At 71.5% G+C, this 16,289-nt stretch carries 17 protein-coding genes; 10 read left to right on the top strand and 7 right to left on the bottom strand.

Annotated elements, in window-relative coordinates; translation table 11 throughout:
- Positions 1–84: 84 nt before the first annotated feature.
- Positions 85–930: a polysaccharide deacetylase family protein gene (locus OG295_RS12125; RefSeq protein ID WP_371676882.1), complete on the top strand. Its 846-nt coding sequence runs from the start codon at positions 85–87 to the stop codon at positions 928–930.
- 155 nt (positions 931–1,085) lie between these two features.
- Positions 1,086–1,406 carry a nuclear transport factor 2 family protein gene (locus OG295_RS12120; protein ID WP_280919524.1) on the top strand — a complete coding sequence of 107 codons (321 nt, stop codon included), beginning with the start codon at positions 1,086–1,088 and terminating at the stop codon, positions 1,404–1,406.
- Between the two features lie 16 nt (positions 1,407–1,422).
- Here OG295_RS12120 and OG295_RS12115 read toward each other — a convergent pair whose 3' ends face one another.
- Positions 1,423–2,556 carry a serine hydrolase domain-containing protein gene (locus tag OG295_RS12115; protein ID WP_371676881.1) on the bottom strand — a complete coding sequence of 378 codons (1,134 nt, stop codon included), beginning with the start codon at positions 2,554–2,556 and terminating at the stop codon, positions 1,423–1,425.
- A 185-nt stretch (positions 2,557–2,741) separates the two neighbouring features.
- Here OG295_RS12115 and OG295_RS12110 point away from each other — a divergent pair, with 185 nt between their 5' ends.
- On the top strand, positions 2,742–3,368 hold the full coding sequence (locus OG295_RS12110) for a hypothetical protein (protein WP_371676880.1): 627 nt from the start codon (positions 2,742–2,744) through the stop codon (positions 3,366–3,368).
- Positions 3,369–3,528: 160 nt separating this feature from the next.
- On the opposite strand, the gene OG295_RS12105 is transcribed toward OG295_RS12110, so the two are convergent.
- The 3 genes from OG295_RS12105 to OG295_RS12095 all read right to left on the bottom strand — a co-directional run bounded on the left by OG295_RS12105 (position 3,529) and on the right by OG295_RS12095 (position 6,172).
- Entirely contained in the window at positions 3,529–4,824 is a 1,296-nt protein-coding gene (locus OG295_RS12105; protein WP_371681172.1) for an extracellular solute-binding protein, read from the bottom strand.
- A gap of 301 nt (positions 4,825–5,125) precedes the next feature.
- Positions 5,126–5,743: an SMI1/KNR4 family protein gene (locus tag OG295_RS12100; RefSeq protein ID WP_356220842.1), complete on the bottom strand. Its 618-nt coding sequence runs from the start codon at positions 5,741–5,743 to the stop codon at positions 5,126–5,128.
- A 60-nt stretch (positions 5,744–5,803) separates the two neighbouring features.
- Complete coding sequence (locus OG295_RS12095) at positions 5,804–6,172, bottom strand: DUF192 domain-containing protein (RefSeq protein ID WP_371676879.1); 369 nt, start codon at positions 6,170–6,172, stop codon at positions 5,804–5,806.
- 96 nt (positions 6,173–6,268) lie between these two features.
- On the opposite strand from OG295_RS12095, the gene OG295_RS12090 reads away from it, so the two are divergent.
- Positions 6,269–6,982 carry a prepilin peptidase gene (locus OG295_RS12090; protein WP_371676878.1) on the top strand — a complete coding sequence of 238 codons (714 nt, stop codon included), beginning with the start codon at positions 6,269–6,271 and terminating at the stop codon, positions 6,980–6,982.
- Positions 6,983–7,113: 131 nt separating this feature from the next.
- Here OG295_RS12090 and mgrA read toward each other — a convergent pair whose 3' ends face one another.
- Positions 7,114–8,151, bottom strand: coding sequence for an L-glyceraldehyde 3-phosphate reductase (gene mgrA, locus OG295_RS12085; protein WP_371676877.1), 1,038 nt, complete (start codon positions 8,149–8,151; stop codon positions 7,114–7,116).
- Between the two features lie 127 nt (positions 8,152–8,278).
- Between mgrA and OG295_RS12080 the strand changes: the two genes are divergently transcribed.
- The 5 genes from OG295_RS12080 (at position 8,279) to OG295_RS12060 (ending at position 13,998) form a co-directional block, all read left to right on the top strand.
- A complete protein-coding gene (locus tag OG295_RS12080; protein ID WP_266841925.1) occupies positions 8,279–9,040 on the top strand; it encodes an isoprenyl transferase in 762 nt (253 codons plus the stop codon).
- 316 nt (positions 9,041–9,356) lie between these two features.
- Complete coding sequence (locus tag OG295_RS12075; protein ID WP_030226246.1) at positions 9,357–10,673, top strand: PhoH family protein; 1,317 nt, start codon at positions 9,357–9,359, stop codon at positions 10,671–10,673.
- A 433-nt stretch (positions 10,674–11,106) separates the two neighbouring features.
- On the top strand, positions 11,107–11,829 hold the full coding sequence (locus tag OG295_RS12070; RefSeq protein WP_371676876.1) for a transglycosylase SLT domain-containing protein: 723 nt from the start codon (positions 11,107–11,109) through the stop codon (positions 11,827–11,829).
- Between the two features lie 116 nt (positions 11,830–11,945).
- On the top strand, positions 11,946–13,289 hold the full coding sequence (locus OG295_RS12065) for an AI-2E family transporter (protein ID WP_371676875.1): 1,344 nt from the start codon (positions 11,946–11,948) through the stop codon (positions 13,287–13,289).
- Positions 13,273–13,998: a hypothetical protein gene (locus tag OG295_RS12060; RefSeq protein WP_371676874.1), complete on the top strand. Its 726-nt coding sequence runs from the start codon at positions 13,273–13,275 to the stop codon at positions 13,996–13,998. Before OG295_RS12065 ends, OG295_RS12060 begins: the two co-directional genes overlap by 17 nt.
- Before the next feature lie 59 nt (positions 13,999–14,057).
- On the opposite strand, the gene OG295_RS12055 is transcribed toward OG295_RS12060, so the two are convergent.
- Both OG295_RS12055 and OG295_RS12050 read right to left on the bottom strand, forming a co-directional pair.
- Positions 14,058–14,597 (bottom strand): alkyl hydroperoxide reductase, encoded by a 540-nt coding sequence (locus tag OG295_RS12055; protein ID WP_030226238.1) that lies wholly within the window; start codon positions 14,595–14,597, stop codon positions 14,058–14,060.
- Between the two features lie 3 nt (positions 14,598–14,600).
- Positions 14,601–15,155: a peroxiredoxin gene (locus OG295_RS12050; RefSeq protein WP_030226236.1), complete on the bottom strand. Its 555-nt coding sequence runs from the start codon at positions 15,153–15,155 to the stop codon at positions 14,601–14,603.
- Positions 15,156–15,290: 135 nt separating this feature from the next.
- On the opposite strand from OG295_RS12050, the gene OG295_RS12045 reads away from it, so the two are divergent.
- Positions 15,291–16,274 carry a hydrogen peroxide-inducible genes activator gene (locus OG295_RS12045; protein ID WP_371676873.1) on the top strand — a complete coding sequence of 328 codons (984 nt, stop codon included), beginning with the start codon at positions 15,291–15,293 and terminating at the stop codon, positions 16,272–16,274.
- Positions 16,275–16,289: the final 15 nt, after the last annotated feature.

The raw sequence follows: 16,289 nt of genomic DNA, 5'->3' as shown, positions 1-16,289 counted from the left end.
ATAGGGCAATCGGGTGGAACCCGGCCCGCTTCCAAGACGTCATGACCCACAGGACCCTCACAAGTCCGGATGGGGAGTGGACTCATGACGCGCACGCAGAAGCAGGCCCTGCGGACCCGGATGGCGGTCGGCGCCTCCGCCGTGGCCGTCGCGGCGACCGTCTGGGGCGTGACGGCCCTGGTCGCCGCGGACGGCCACACCGCCCACCGGCAGGGCAGCGCCTCGCGCCAGGGCGAAGCGGACGGCGGGCCGGACGAGGGGGGCACCGGCGGGGCCGCCACCGGCGCGGGCGGCGCCCCCGCCGCACCGGCGGGACTGCCCGACACCATCGCCCACGCCTCCGAGGGCGGCGGGAACACCGTCAACATCACCATCGACGACGGCCCCGACCCCCGCTGGACCCCACAGGTCCTCGACGTCCTGGCCCGCCACGACGTGAAGGCCGTCTTCTGCATGATCGGCCCGCAGGCCAAGGCCCACCCGGAGCTGGTCAAGCAGGTCGTCGCGGCCGGCCACAGGCTCTGCGACCACACCATGAGCCACGACACGGCCATGGACAAGAAGCCCGTCGCGTACCAGGAGGCGCAGATCGTCGACGCGAAGAAGCTGATCGAGGAGGCGGCGGGCGGCGGCGCGAGGGTCGAGTACTACCGGGCCCCCGGCGGGGCCTTCACCCCCGACAGCCGGCGGATCGCCGCCGCCCAGGGCATGCGCCCGCTCGGCTGGAACGTCGACACCAAGGACTTCGGCAAGCCCGGGACCGCCGCCATCGTCGCCGCCGTCAAGCGCGAGATCGGCAACGGCCCCACCGTGCTCTTCCACGACGGGGGCGGCGACCGCCGGCAGACCGTCGAGGCCCTCGACCAGGTGCTGACCTGGCTGAAGGAGCAGGGCCGGCCGACCGGCTTCCCGGTCCGCACCGCCCCCTGAGCCGCGCCCGCACCGCCCCCCCTGAAACCCCGCCGCACCGCCGCCTGACACGCCGTCCGGCGGCGAACGGGTGAGGGTCGCCGCGCCCGCGGCCGCCACGGTGTTCCCTGGTCGCGCACGCAGCACGGTACGCACGCAGCCGCCCAGGAGCCCCCGTGATCGACCCCACCCAGCTGACCGACCCCGCCGTCCGCGCCTTCGTCACCGCCGTGAACGCCGGGGACCGCACGGCCTTCCACGCGGTCCTGACCCCCGGCGCGACCATGTCCGACGACGGTTCGGACCGCGACGTCGACGACTGGTCGGAGCGGGAGATCTGGTCCTGCCACGGCCACATGTCGGTCGATTCCGAAGCCGACGGGGGCCGCTCCCTGGTGGTCGACTACCGCAACGACACCTGGGGCGAGATGCGCACCGCCTGGCGGTTCGAGATCGCCGACGGCCACGTCGTCCGCTTCGAGACCGGCCAGGCCTGATCCACGGGTCCCGGGGCTACAGCCCCCGCGCCACCCCCAACACCGCCGCCGTCAGCGGACCGTTCTCCGGGCCCACACCGCCCGGGAAGCCGAAACGGCGGCGCGTGTACCCGTACGCGACGCCCGTGACCGGGTCGCCGAAGCCGAGCCCGCCCGACGCGCCGCAGTGCCCGAAGGCCTCCGGGCCCACCGCGTGCTGCCGTTCGAAGCCCAGACCGAAGTGGTCGGCCTCCGGAACGACCGAGTCCGCGCCCGGGGTGTGCGGTCGCGCTACATCCGCCAGGGTGTCCGGCTTCAGCAGCGCCGGGAGGCCGTTCAGCCCGCCGATGGCCGCCGCGTACAGGTCCGCCACCGCGCGCGCCGTGCCGACGCCGCCCGCGGAGGCCGGGCCCCGGCCCTTCACCTGCGGGTGGTTGGCGTACGCGACCAGGTCCATCGCGGGCTCCCGGTGCCAGTTGAAGGCGATCTTCAACAGCTCCGGCAGCGGCTCGCCCGAGGCCAGCACCTCCAGCTGGGCGGGGGTCGGCGCCATCTCCAGGACCGGCTTCCAGCGGCCCTCCTGGGAGGCCGGCAGACCCATGTACAGGTCCAGCCCGTAGGGGACCCGCAGCCGCTCCTCGTAGACCTCCCGGAGGGAGCGGCCGGTCGCCCGCCGGACCACCTCGCCCGTCAGGGCGCCGATCACGAAGGCGTGGTAGCCGTACGCCGTACCGGGCTCCCAGTAGGGCTCGGCGCCGGCCAGCCGCGCCGCGATCAGCGCGTCGTCCGCGATCTCCTCGTACGAGAAGCCCTCGGGGGTGTTGATCAGCCCGGCGCCGTGCGCGACCAGCTGCCGCACCGTCAGGCGCTCCTTGCCGTGCCCCGTGAACTCCGGCCAGTACGAGGACACCGGGCGCTCCAGGTCCAGTACGCCCTCCTGCGCCAGCAGGGCCACCACCAGGTGCGCGGCACCCTTGGTGATCGAGTAGACCCCGGTCAGGGTGTCCCCCTCGGTGTCCTCGCCGCCCCACAGGTCGACGACGACCCGCCCGTGGTGACGCACCGACAGCTGGGCCTCGGGCGAGGCGTGCTCGCCGGTCACGAAGGCCTCGAACTCCTCCCGCACAGGCTCCCAGCCCGCCGCCACCGTTCCGTTCACCGTCACGCCCATGGCATCCCCCGTTCGTCGCACGCGGATCTTTCCGCAGTGTCCGTCGGCAGCCAACCAGAGGCGGTGGGATCGTATTCCTGTCGGATCCGGGAGTTCGTCACCTGCGCGCGCCCGGCCCGCTCCCGTACGGGTGAACGCGCCCGCGGCGTCGTTCCGGCCCGCCGCGGGCTCCCGTTGGGCCGTGCATGAACCGCACCCGCACCGTCGCCCTCAGCCTCGCCGCCGCCGTCGCGGCCCTCGCGCCCGCCCTCGGACAGGCCGCCGCCACCGCCGCGCAGGGCACGGCCTACCTCCAGGACCCGGCGGGCGACGAGAAGGCGATGAAGTCCATGTGGACCAAGGACGACATGCACAAGGTGGAGGGACAGCTCCGCTTCCACCCGGGAGTGCAGTACAAGACGGTGTCCCGGCCCGGTCCGCAGGAAGCGCCCGAGTGGAAGCGCCAGGTGGGCGATCCCAAGACGCTGGCCTGGCAGCCCTCGTACGAGTTCGCCTGGGCGGTCTCCGACTCGGCGGTCGTGAAGAAGGCCCTGACCACCAAGGACGGCAACCAGCCGATCGTCGTCCACGCGGTGCTGCGCGACGCGAAGGGGGCCGCGGTCGGTGAGGTGCGCAAGGAACTGTCCGGGCAGCCGGCGACGGGGCGTCAGAAGGTGGCGGGGAACGAGCGGATCGCGTGCGACACCGGTCGGTACACGGTGGAGTGGTCGGTCACCCGGACCGGGTACGGGACGCTGACGGGCAGCCTGCCCTGGGACTCCAGCTGCGAGCAGTACCGGACGGCGTTCGCCGCGGAGAACGGGGCGCACTAGCCCCGCGGAGGAGGCGGGGGAGGGGAGGCCTGGCGCCCCGGCACCTTGTGGGTGCTCGGCGGGCGACCGGGCCGGGGCCTTGGATCAAGGCCGTCACGGTCATGGTGCCGTACGGGATGGGTACGGGCGGAGGGTCGAAGGTCCCGGATCGGGAGGCGCTTCAGTGCTTCTTCCCTGCCTCCGCCGCCTTCGCGGCCATGCCCTCCAGGATGGCCTTCGGGTCGCCGCCCGGCTCCACGGCCCGCCCGATCCCGCGCTTGATGGTGTCGCTGACCGTCACCCAGGTCGGGTCGTTGACGGGGTAGAGCTGGGCGCCGCGCAGGGCGGTCAGGAACTGCTCGTCGGTCTTGTCGAGACCCCCGCCCGCCGGGGTGCGGGAGGCCGTGACCGTCGAGGGCAGCAGGTGGTAGCGGCCCGCGAAGTCCGACAGGTACTTGTCCGCGTAGACGAAGTCGAGGAACCTGCCGATCTCGGCGCGGTGGTCGTTCTGCTTGAAGGCCATCATCCAGTCGGCCACGCCCACCGTCGGCGGGGTCTCGCCCGCACCCAGGCTGTCCGAGACCGGCATGGCGACGGCGCCGACGGTGATGCCCTTGGCGCGCGCCTCGTGGGAGAGCGACGGGTAGCCGTTGAGCATCCCCACCTCGCCGCGCAGGAAGGCGGCGAAGGCGTCCGCGCGGTTGAGCTGCGACGGCGGCGTCGGGCCGGTCAGGCCGGGGGCGACCAGCTGGTCCCGGAGCCAGCGGAGGGTGTAGATGTTCGCGTCGGAGGCCAGGGCGTAGTTGCCGCTGCTGTCGGCGTAGCCGCCGCCGTTGCTCAGCTCCCAGATCAGCGTCTCGGCGTGGGCCTCCTCGGGGCCCAGCGGAAGGGCGTACGGGTACTTCACGCCCTTGTCCTTGAGCGCCTTGGCGGCGGCCTTCAGGTCGGACCAGTTCTTCGGCTGCCAGGTGGCCGAACCGTCCTTGGGGATGACCCCGGCGTCCGCGAGCAGCTTCTGGTTGTAGAAGAGCAGACGGCTGCTCGCCACGAAGGGCAGGCCGTAGAGGGTGTTGCCGACCGAGCCCGCCTCGGCGAGGGGCTGGAGGAAGTTCGATTCGGCGGTGATGGAGAGGAGCTCGTCCGCGGAATACAGCTTTCCCTGGGCCGCGAAGTCCGAGTACGAGCCCATGAGGGCCATGTCGGGCGCCTTGCCGGCCTTGACCATCCGGGAGACCTCGCGGTCGATGTCGGCCCAGGGAAGCAGCTGGACCTCGACCTTGATGTCCGGGTTGGCCGCGGTGAAATCCTTCGTCACCTGGTCCCAGAAAGCCTTGGAGCTGTTGCCCGCATTGTCGCCGTATTCGGCCGCGACCAGGCGCAGGGTTCCGCTGTCCCCCGACCCGGCCTCGGAACTTCCGCAGCCGGAAAGCGGTATCAGCAGGCCGAAGACGGCCGCCGTGGCGGCAGCTCCGAACATTCTTCGTCGCACGGGTGGGTACCCCTGATTTTCTTTTGAGACCGGATATTACTTATGAGTTGCTCCGGGCTGGGGTGTCCCGCCGTGGCCCGTTGGCCGGAATTCTCTCCCGAGGGTGGCGCGGTTGATTCCATTGGGTCGGTAGTTGTGTTCAATGCTCCAAATTCCGCAATTCTCGCTCGTGTTTTCCGATATACGGTCCATGAATTGGACGCGCGTAGACATGCGCAGACATGCCGAAAAGCCCGTTTCCGGCCGGGAAACGGGCTGAAGGGTGTGGCGGGTGTGGCGGGTCGGCCGGCTAGTCGGCGAACTCGCCCGCGTAGGGGTCGGGCTCCCCGGTCTCGGGGTTGCGGCCCTCCTGCCAGCGGCGCTGGGCCTTGCGCCAGTGGACGAAGCTGAGGTGGCCGACGTCCCAGAAGGTGATGCCGACGGGGCTCACGTCGAACTCGTCGGAGCACAGCAGCAGCAGGAATTCGGCCATGCCGTACGGGTACACCGCGAACGCGTCGGCGGTGTGCCGCCCGACGACGAGGACCGGCCACCGGTCCGGGTCCGGGTCGGTGGTCAGCCAGCACAGGACGTCGGCGCCGCCGGTGACGCCCCACGCGACGATGGACTCCGGATCCACGTCGAAGGCGGCCCGGCCGCCCCCGTCCTCCCAGGCCTGCCGGGCGTTGGCGGTCTCCTCCGACATCTCCGCCGGGTCCCACTGGAGTCCGGGCTTGGGCAGCGGCAGCAGGATGCTGGCCTCGCCGTTGATGGAACCGGCCCCGTAACGCCCCATGAACGCGACGAAGTCGGCCGGGAAGCGGGTGCCCCAGACGGCCTCGGCCGCCTGCCAGTCGATGTCCTCGTCGGCGCCGTGCGTCGCCGGCATGATCTGCTCCAGCGCCTTGATCCGCGCGTTCTCCGTCATGCCGCTCCCCTGCGCGCCCCAGCTCAACCGCCCCAACCTACCGCCCGAGCGCCCGCGGACCTAGGCGGTGTCGAGACGGTCCCGCGGCCGCACCCCGACCCGGATCCCGGGGCGCAGCCCCCAGCCCGCCATCGCACCCGCCTCCGCCTCCAGGACGTGCCGGGAGAGCGGGCGGGGCAGGCCCAGGCGGCCCGGCGGCATCGTCACCACGGCGCGGACCCGCAGGCTCCGGTCCAGGTAGGCCACGTCGATCGCGAACCGCATCCGGAAGGTGTGCACGCTCGCCGCCGGGGTCAGCAGCAGGGCCCCCTCGATGCCGTCCCGCCCCAGGAGCCCGCGCGTACGCGCCCGGTACGAGGCGGCCACCTCCAGCGGCACCGCCACCCCGCCGACCTGGAGGATCCCGTACCCGTCGCCCCACCGCGTCATGGCGGCCACCCTAGGGGCTCCCGCCCCCGGCCCCCACCCCTGCGGGGAAAGGGGAAACGGCCCCGGCGTCCGCGTACCGCGGTCTACCGTCGGCGGATGGGCCACGCCGTGATCGTCCTCCTCGCCGTCGCGTACGGCGCCGCCGCCGGGCTGGGGCTGCCGCGCGCCGCGTACCGGCTCTCCGTGGAGCCCGGGGAGCCCTGGCGGCGTAGCTGCCCCCGGGGACACCCGCTCGCCGGATGGCTCGGCCCCGCCCGCTGCGCGGGGCGCCGCTACGGGCCCGCGGGGGCCTGGGTGGCCTCCGCGGCCGTCTGCGGGGCGCTCGCCGCCGGAGTGGGCCCGCGCCCCGAGGCGGCGGCGTACGTGCTGCTCGCCCCGGCGCTGGTGCTGCTGGCCCTCGTCGACCTCGCCGTCCACCGGCTGCCCGACGTGCTCACCCTGCCGCTGGCCGCCGCCACCGCCGCGCTCCTCGGCGCCGCCGCGCTGCTGCCCGGCGCCGCCGGCTCGTGGCGGCTCGCGCTGCTGGGCGGGGGCGCGCTCGGGGCCGCGTACCTCCTGCTGTTCCTGATCAACCCCGCCGGGATGGGCCTCGGCGACGTCAAGCTGGCGCTCCCGCTCGGGGTCGCTCTTGGGTGGTACGGGTGGGGGGTATGGCTCGCCGGGGCCTTCCTGGGCCTCCTCTACGGGGCCCTGTACGGCCTCGGCCTGGTGCTCAGGGGCCGGGCGACCCGTACGGCGGGCTTCGCCTTCGGCCCCTTCATGGCCGCCGGCGCCCTCACCGGAGTGCTGCTGGGCGGATTCGGAGCGTAATCGTTTCGCGGCAATGCACGCATCTCGCTTTACGAAGGGTTATGGTGGAACCCCCCCCTCGGGCCGGTCCGTATCCCCCCCACGGACCGGCCCGTTTTTTTCTTTCCGCCCCTTCTGGGCAAAAACGCAGGTCAGCCGCGCTGGGCCCAGATGTTGGTGCCGGGGGTGGAGACGGCGAAGGAGTCGATCTCCTTCAGCTCCTCCGCCGACAGCGGCGCCGCGGCCAGCGCGGCCACGTTCTCCTCCAGCTGCCGCACGCTCGACGCGCCGATCAGCGCGGAGGTCATCCGCTCGTCGCGCAGCACCCACGTCAGCGCCAGCTGCGCCAGCGACTGCCCGCGCCGCGCGGCGATCTCGTTCAGGCCGGCGAGGCGGCCGAGGACGTCCTCGGAGAGCAGGTCCGGGTTGAGGGACTTGCCCTGGCTGGCCCGCGAGCCCTCCGGGATGCCGCCCAGGTACTTGCCGGTCAGCAGGCCCTGCGCGAGCGGCGCGAAGGAGATGCAGCCCATGCCGGCCTCCTCCAGGGTGTCCAGCAGCCCGTCCTCCTCCGTCCAGCGGTTGATCATGGAGTACGAGGGCTGGTGGATCAGCGGCCGCACGCCCATCCCGCGCAGGATCCGCGCCGCCTCGGCCGTCTGCTCCGCCGTGTACGAGGACACGCCGACGTAGAGCGCCTTGCCCTGCTGGACCGCGGACGCGAGCGCGCCCATGGTCTCCTCCAGCGGGGTCTCCGGGTCGAAGCGGTGCGAGTAGAAGACGTCGACGTAGTCCACGCCCATCCGCTTCAGCGACGCGTCGAGCGAGCCGAGGAGGTACTTGCGGCTGCCCCACTCACCGTAGGGGCCCGGGTGCATCAGGTAGCCGGCCTTGGTGGAGAGCACCAGCTCCTCGCGGTAGGACGCGAAGTCCTGCGCGAAGATCTTGCCGAAGTTCAGCTCGGCCGAGCCGGGCGGCGGGCCGTAGTTGTTGGCCAGGTCGAAGTGGGTGACGCCGAGGTCGAAGGCGCGGCGGAGGATGGCCCGCTGGGACTCCAGGGACTTGTCGTCACCGAAGTTGTGCCAGAGGCCGAGGGAGATGGCCGGAAGCTTGAGGCCGCTGTGGCCGGTGCGCCGGTACTGCATGGAGTCGTAGCGCGAGGGCTCTGCCCGATAGGGATTGTTATCAGTCACGATGTCCTCCCTATCACGGACTTGTGACCGACCGAGTTGGGTACCCGATCCCGCCGCGCAGTAATGTGGCGGCCTCGGGGGAGACCGCAATCCGCACGGGGGCATTGCACGGAGGGGCTGGAAGATCGTGAAGCTGCGCGACCTGGTGTACAGGCTTTACGCACGCCGGGTGGAAGGCCGCCTCGACCACGACGCGTCGCCCAAGCACATCGGCGTCATCCTGGACGGGAACCGGCGCTGGGCCAAGGCGGCGGGGAGCACCACGGTGCAGGGCCATCAGGCCGGCGCCGACAAGATCTCCGAGATGCTCGGCTGGTGCACCGAGACGGACGTCGAGGTCGTCACCCTGTGGATGCTGTCCACGGACAACCTGGACCGGCCGGAGGTCGAGCTCCGCCCGCTGCTCAACATCATCGAGAACACGGTCCGGGGCCTCGCCGCGGACGGCCGCTGGCGCGTCCACCACGTGGGCAACCTCGACATCCTGCCCGCACAGACCCAGTCCGTGCTCAAGGAGGCCGAGCAGGCCACGCACGACGTCGACGGGATACTCGTCAACGTCGCCGTGGGCTACGGAGGCCGCCAGGAGATCGCGGACGCCGTGCGCTCGCTGCTCCTGGAGCACGCCGAGAAGGGCACCTCCTTCGAGGAGCTCGCCGAGGTCCTGGACATCGACCACATCGCCGAGCACCTCTACACGCGCGGCCAGCCCGACCCGGACCTGGTGATCCGCACCAGCGGCGAGCAGCGACTGTCCGGATTCATGCTGTGGCAGAGCGCCCACTCGGAGTACTACTTCTGCGAGGTCTTCTGGCCGGCCTTCCGCAAGGTCGACTTCCTGCGCGCCCTGCGCGACTACGCCGCCCGCCACCGGCGCTACGGCACCTGACCCCGCGGAGCTGACGCCCCTTCGGCCCCTCCCGCCCCCTCGCGAACCCTTCACCAGGGATTCACCGAGCGTCCGTCATATGCCATGGCATGGCGGCGCATGTTCGAGGGCATAACCCAGGCAGGTCGACGCCCGGTCCACGGGTGTCGAGTCTCAGCGGACGGCACAGGGCCGTCCGCCCGGGAGGCCCTTTGCACCAGGACGCGCGTGCGGTTCGCACGGACGGATTGGAGGGCCGGAATTCGGCCCTGGCAGGGGTGCCGTTGACCGGTCCGGTCTTCATGGCCCGACCTCTTCCGAGGGGGTACGTCCTTCCGTGGTGACCAGCACAAAGCGCCGCCTGCCCGACAGGCGGACCTACGTCCTCGACACCAGCGTCCTGCTGGCAGACCCCAACGCCTTCTCCCGCTTCGACGAGCACGAGGTCGTGCTCCCGATCGTGGTGATCACAGAGCTGGAGGCAAAGAGGCACCATCCCGAACTCGGCTACTTCGCGCGTCAGGCCCTGCGCCTGCTCGACGACTTCCGGGTCCGCTACGGTCGCCTCGACGCCCCCATCCCGCTGGGCGATCTGGGCGGGACCCTGCGCGTCGAGCTCAACCACTCCGACCCGGGCGTCCTGCCCGCCGGCTTCCGGCTGGGGGACAACGACTCGCGCATCCTCGCGGTCGCCCGCAACCTCCAGGCCGAGGGCTACGACGTCACGGTCGTCTCGAAGGACCTTCCCCTGCGCATCAAGGCCTCCTCCGTGGGGCTGCTCGCGGAGGAGTACCGCGCGGAACTCGCGATCACCGGTGCCGGCTGGACCGGCATGAGCGAGCTCGCCCTCTCCGGGGAGCAGGTGGACCTCCTCTACTCCGAGGAACGGCTCTACGTACCGGAGGCCGCGGAGCTGCCCGTGCACACCGGACTGGTCCTGCAGTCCGAGCGCGGCAAGGCCCTGGGCCGGGTCACGGCCGACGGCAACGTGAAGCTCGTCCGGGGCGACCGGGAGGCCTTCGGACTGCACGGCCGCAGCGCCGAACAGCGCATCGCCCTCGACCTGCTGCTCGACCCGGAGATCGGGATCATGTCGATGGGCGGCCGGGCCGGCACCGGAAAGTCGGCGCTGGCGCTCTGCGCGGGCCTGGAGGCGGTCCTGGAGCGCAGGCAGCACAAGAAGGTGATGGTCTTCCGCCCGCTGTACGCGGTCGGCGGCCAGGACCTCGGCTACCTGCCCGGCGACGCGTCCGAGAAGATGAGCCCCTGGGCGCAGGCGGTCTTCGACACCCTCTCGGCGGTGGCCGGGCGCGAGGTCATCGAGGAGGTGCTGGGCCGCGGGATGCTGGAGGTCCTGCCGCTCACGCACATCCGCGGCCGTTCGCTCCACGACTCCTTCGTGATCGTGGACGAGGCCCAGTCGCTGGAGCGCAACGTCCTGCTGACCGTTCTGTCCCGGATCGGGGCCAATTCGCGGGTGGTTCTGACCCACGACGTGGCCCAGCGGGACAATCTGCGGGTCGGCCGGTACGACGGAGTGGTCGCCGTCGTTGAGAAGCTGAAGGGGCATCCGCTCTTCGCCCACGTCACGCTGACCCGTTCCGAGCGCTCCCCGATCGCGGCCCTGGTCACCGAGATGCTCGAAACGCTCTGACCGGCACCGATCGCCCACCCGGCCCGAAAGGGTCAAAAACCCCATAGCGGGAAGGCGAGTTGGCGCCGCCCGGCAAAGGCCCAGGAGCCTAGCCGGGCGGCGTCGTGCTGCACAGGGCTTTGCCGAAAACAACGGCAACATGCCAGGTGTGACCTTTCCCACGCAACGTGGAATTGCCCTGCGGCGTCGAGGTCCGGCAGAGTCTGTTTTCCGTCAGGCCCCGCATACGGCACACCTGTATCTCCCGTGGGATACGCGCAGCACCACAACTCCACAGCCGATGTCCGTATGCCGCCCGGTTTCACGTGGCAGCCCCCGCAGGGGAGTTGCCCACGGGCCCGCGTCTCCAGTGACCGAACCTTCCCGGAGACCAGTGTCGAGGGGCACTCTCGCGCCCGCGCGGTCACTGCGGACGCTGCTGGAAGGACACCGTGTGAGCCGGATTTCGGTCCGGGGGTTCGCAGTGGCTTCGGCCACCGCGGTCACCACCGTCGGCGCAGTCGTCGGCGTCGCCACCGGCGACGCCGCCTCCTCGAACGACATCGAGACCACCGCGTCGGGTGCGACTCTCCTCACTGACATCCCGGTCGGCGAGCAGGCCCAGGTCCAGAGCGCGTCCCTGACGCAGCAGGCCGACGCCATCGCCCACGCCGCCGACACCGACGCCAAGCGCTCGGCGGAAGAGGCTGCCCGCATCCAGGCCGCCGAGGACGCCAAGTCCAAGAAGGCCGACGCCGAGAAGGCGGAGAAGGCCAAGCAGGACGAGGCCGAGGCCAAGCTCAAGAAGGAGCGCGAGGAGAAGGACGAGGTCGCGAGCCGGTCCGCCACCCGCGACGCCGGTGACTTCCCCCTCCAGGGCTCCTACACGGTCTCGCAGGTCAAGGCCATCGCGCAGCAGCTGGTCCCCTCGGGCCAGTACCAGTGCTTCTCCAACATCATCAACGAGGAATCCACCTGGAACTACCAGGCGGTCAACTCCTCCTCGGGCGCCTACGGCCTGGTCCAGGCGCTCCCCGGTTCGAAGATGGCCTCGGCCGGCTCGGACTGGCGCACCAACCCGGCCACCCAGATCAAGTGGGGCCTGGGCTACATGAACGAGCGCTACGGCAGCCCGTGCAGCGCCTGGAGCTTCCACCAGGCCAACGGCTGGTACTAGCGGAACCGCCTCCGGGCCGGTTCAACCTTGAGGGGCCCCGCACCGTCCTACGGTGCGGGGCCCCTCGCGTGTACGGTCGTGCGAGGTGTGACCGTAGGACGGGGGAAGGGAACGAGATGTCGAAGAGGGCAGGCTGGCTCGGCCGGCTCGGCAGCAGACTGAGCCGGATGGAGGCGCGCCTCGACGAACGGCGGGCCGAGGTCGAGGCCGAGGCCACCGGGGAGCCGGTGGCGCCCGTCGTGGGCGCCGCCGAGGCGCCCGTCCCCGTACCGCAGGCCGTGTCCGGGGCGCTCCCGCCGCCGGCCAAGCCCGATCCGGTGACCGTCATCCCCTGGGGCATGCGCGTGGCCGCCGAGGCCAGCTGGCGGCTGCTGCTGCTCGCCGGGATGCTCTGGGTGCTGATGAAGGTGATCAGCGAAGTCCGGCTGGTCGTCCTCGCCTTCGCGGCCGCCCTGCTGGTGACCGCGCTGCTCCAGCCCTTCGTGGTCCGGCTGCGCAGGCTCGGGCTGCCGAGGGGGCTGGCCACCGCCGTCACGGCGATCCTGGGCTTCGTCGTGATCGGACTGGTCGGCTGGTTCGTGGTCTGGCAGGTCATGGAGAACCTCGACGACCTCTCCAACCGGCTGCGCGAGGGCATCAACGAGCTCAAGAGCTGGGCCCTGGACAGCCCGTTCCACGTGACCGAGAAGCAGATCAACGACATCGCGAAGAACCTCAGCGAGACGATCGGCACCAACACCGAGGAGATCACCTCCGCCGGGCTCCAGGGCGTGACGGTCCTGGTAGAGGTGCTGACGGGCATGCTGCTCGCGATGTTCTCGACGCTCTTCCTGCTCTACGACGGCGCGAAGATCTGGGACTGGGTGCTCGGCCTGGTCCCGGCCGCGGCCCGCCCCGGCCTCTCGGGCGCCGGTCCGCGCGCCTGGCGCACGCTCACCGCGTACGTGCGCGGCACCGTCCTCGTCGCGCTCATCGACGCCGTCTTCATCGGCCTCGGGCTCTACTTCCTCGACGTGACGATGGCCGTGCCGCTGGCCGTGTTCATCTTCCTGTTCGCCTTCATCCCGCTGGTCGGCGCCGTGGTCTCCGGGGCGCTCGCCGTGGTCGTGGCGCTGGTGACGCAGGGGCCGTTCATCGCCCTGATGGTGCTGCTGGTGGTGCTGGCGGTGCAGCAGATCGAGGGGCACGTGCTCCAGCCCTTCATCCTGGGCCGCGCGGTACGGGTCCACCCGCTCGCGGTGGTGCTCTCGGTCGCGGCCGGCGGGATGATCGCGGGGATCGGCGGCGCGGTGGTCGCCGTACCGCTGGTCGCCGTCACGAACACGGTCGTCGGCTACCTGCGGGCCCACGCCCGCGAGCGGCACCTCCCGTCCGTCGCGATGGGTCCGGCCCCGCACGGCGCCACCGCCACGGCCGTGGCCGTGACGGGGCCGGGGGCCGGCGATGATCAGCGAGCCTGAGCTCGAAGGGGACTGGCCCGCGGGCCGGCCCGCCGGGGAGGCCCGGCCGGACGCTCCGTTCGCGCCGTCGTCCCCGTCCCCGTCCCCGTCTCCGTCCGCGCCCCCGTCCCCGCCGTCGGGCGGCGGGCGCGTGCCGTGGCGGTGGGCGCTGGGCGGGGCGGTGCTGGCCTCGGTGGTGTGGGCGGGCGTACTGGTCGTGCAGGAACGTTCCGCCGAGGCCGGGCCGCCGATCCGCTACCGGCACGCCGAGAACCTGTGCGACGAGGCGCCCCTCCGGATGCTCTCCGGGATCGGCGGCTCGGTCGACGGGAGGACGACCAAACACGGCGAGGGCCCCGTCCAGGACTGGTCCTACTGCGCGGTCGGCATGAGCGGCGCCGACAGGATGCCCGGCTACGAGAACCAGGTCGTGGTCGAGTTGCACAAGAAGGCCGATCCCGGTCCGGAGTTCGGGACCGGTCCGGGACTGGAGCCCGGCACGCGGCTGGTGGGCGCCGAGGTGGAGCAGGTCCCCGGGCTCGGGGAACGGGCGCTGCTGACCACGCAGGTGGGTCAGGTCCGGCTGCAGGTGCTCGACGGCGGGGCGGTCTTCACCCTGAGCGCCCGCTGGTTCGGCGTGAACGGCGGTGAGCAGGACCCGGACGACGACGCGGTCAAGACCGCGATGATCGAGGACATGCGCGCACTCATGGTCCGGCTGCGCAAGTGAACGCGCAGGGCCCCCACGGCCGGTGACGGCTGTGGGGGCCCTGTCGCTCGTGCGGGTGACTACTCGGCGGCCAGGGCCGCTTCGGCGTCGAGGGTGACGGCGACGGCCTGGATCACCGAGGCGATCTTGAAGGCCTCCTGGACCGTCTCGCGGTCCACGCCGGCCTTGCGCAGGACCTGCTCGTGCGAGTCCAGGCACTGGCCGCAGCCGTTGACCGCGGAGACCGCGAGCGACCACAGCTCGAAGTCGATCTTCTCCACGCCGGGGTTGCCGATGACGTTCATCCGCAGGCCCGCGCGCAGCGTGCCGTACTCCGGGTCGGAGAGCAGGTGGCGCGTGCGGTAGAAGACGTTGTTCATCGCCATGATCGCCGCGGCGGACTTGGCGGCGGTGTACGCCTCGGGCGACAGGGCCGCCTTCGCCTCGGGCTCCAGCTCGCGCAGGACGCGCGGGGAGCGGGAGGCGATCGCGCAGGACAGGACGGTGCCCCACAGCTGCTGCTGCGAGAGGGTGTCCTGATTGCCGATGACCGAACCGAGGTTCAGCTTCAGGTCCTTGGCGAAGTCCGGTATGGCGGACTTGAGGGAGTCGAGGGACATCCGTCACTCACCGGCCAGCAGGGCGCCCGCGTTGATGGTGTCGTCGCCCTTGTTCCAGTTGCAGGGGCACAGCTCGTCGGTCTGCAGGGCGTCGAGGACCCGCAGGACCTCCTTGGGGTTACGGCCCACGGAACCGGCGGTCACCATCGAGAACTGGATCTCGTTGTTCGGGTCCACGATGAAGACGGCGCGCATCGGCAGGCCGTCCTCGCCGAGGATGCCCAGCTCGGTCGACAGCTCGCGCTTGATGTCGGACATCATCGGGAAGGGCAGGTCACGCAGGTCGGCGTGGTCCTTGCGCCAGGCGTGGTGGACGTACTCGGAGTCGAGGGAGAAGCCGAGGACCTGCGCGTCACGGTCGGCGAACTCCTCGTTCAGCTTGCCGAAGGCGGCGATCTCCGTCGGGCACACGAAGGTGAAGTCCAGCGGCCACGCGAAGACGACCTTCCACTTGCCCTCGTAGGTCTTGTGGTCGATCTGCGCGAACTCGCTGCCGGCTTCGAGGGAGACGCAGGCGGTCAGGTCGTAGCTGGGGAACTTGTCACCGACAGTGAGCACGAACTCTCCTTGCGAACGGGAAAGTGACCCTTTTGGGGGCTTTCCGAAGGGGTTGGACGGATCTCACATGCTGACACAGCTGCATTGATTACGGAAATAGCTACTCTTGTGGTGGGTGATCGGAGGTACCTATCAGTGGCTGTCGGTAATAGGGGACCGAAGCAGTTGAAGCAGACGCGGCAGACGAGGCAGGCCAAGCAGCCGACGCTGGCGCAGTTGCGCGCCTTCGCGGCGGTCGCGGAACACCTGCACTTCCGGGACGCCGCCGCGGCGATCGGCATGAGCCAGCCCGCGCTCTCGGGCGCCGTCTCCGCGCTGGAGGAGGCCCTCGGGGTGCAGCTGCTGGAGCGCACCACCCGCAAGGTGCTGCTCTCCCCGGCGGGCGAGCGGATCGCCGCCCGCGCGCGCGGCGTGCTCGACGCGATGGGCGGGCTGCTGGAGGAGGCCGAGGCGGTCCGGGCGCCCTTCACCGGGGTGCTGCGGCTCGGGGTGATCCCCACCGTGGCCCCGTACCTGCTGCCGACCGTGCTCGGGCTCTTCCAGCGGCGCTACCCGCGCATGGACCTCCAGGTGCACGAGGAGCAGACGGCCTCGCTGCTGGAGGGGCTGTCCGGCGGGCGCCTCGACCTGCTGCTGCTCGCGGTGCCGCTCGGCATGCCGGGCGTCACCGAACTGCCCCTCTTCGACGAGGACTTCGTCCTGCTGGCCCCGCGCGAGCACCCGCTGGCCGGGCGGCGGGACATCCCGCGCGAGGAACTGCGCGGCCTCCAGCTGCTGTTGCTCGACGAGGGCCACTGCCTGCGCGACCAGGCCCTGGACATCTGCCGCGAGGCGGGCCGCAGCGCCGGGGCGGACGTCACCACCACCGCCGCCGGACTGTCCACGCTCGTCCAGCTGGTCGCGGGCGGGCTCGGGGTCACCCTGCTGCCCCGCACCGCCCTGCGCCTGGAGACCGCCCGCAACGAGTACCTGGCCACCGGGTACTTCGCCGAGCCGGCCCCCTCGCGGCGGATCGCGCTGGCCATGCGGACCGGGACGGCCCGGCACGAGGAGTTCCGGGCCGTCGCCGCCGCGCTGCGCGAGGCGGTGCGCCCGCTCCCGGTGTGGCCCACCGACTGAGGCGGCCGTCCGGGA

Source organism: Streptomyces sp. NBC_01276, assembly GCF_041435355.1.
Taxonomy (GTDB): Bacteria; Actinomycetota; Actinomycetes; order Streptomycetales; family Streptomycetaceae; genus Streptomyces.
Note: the sequence above shows the minus strand (reverse complement) of the source record. Positions and strands in the feature narration are given on the sequence as shown.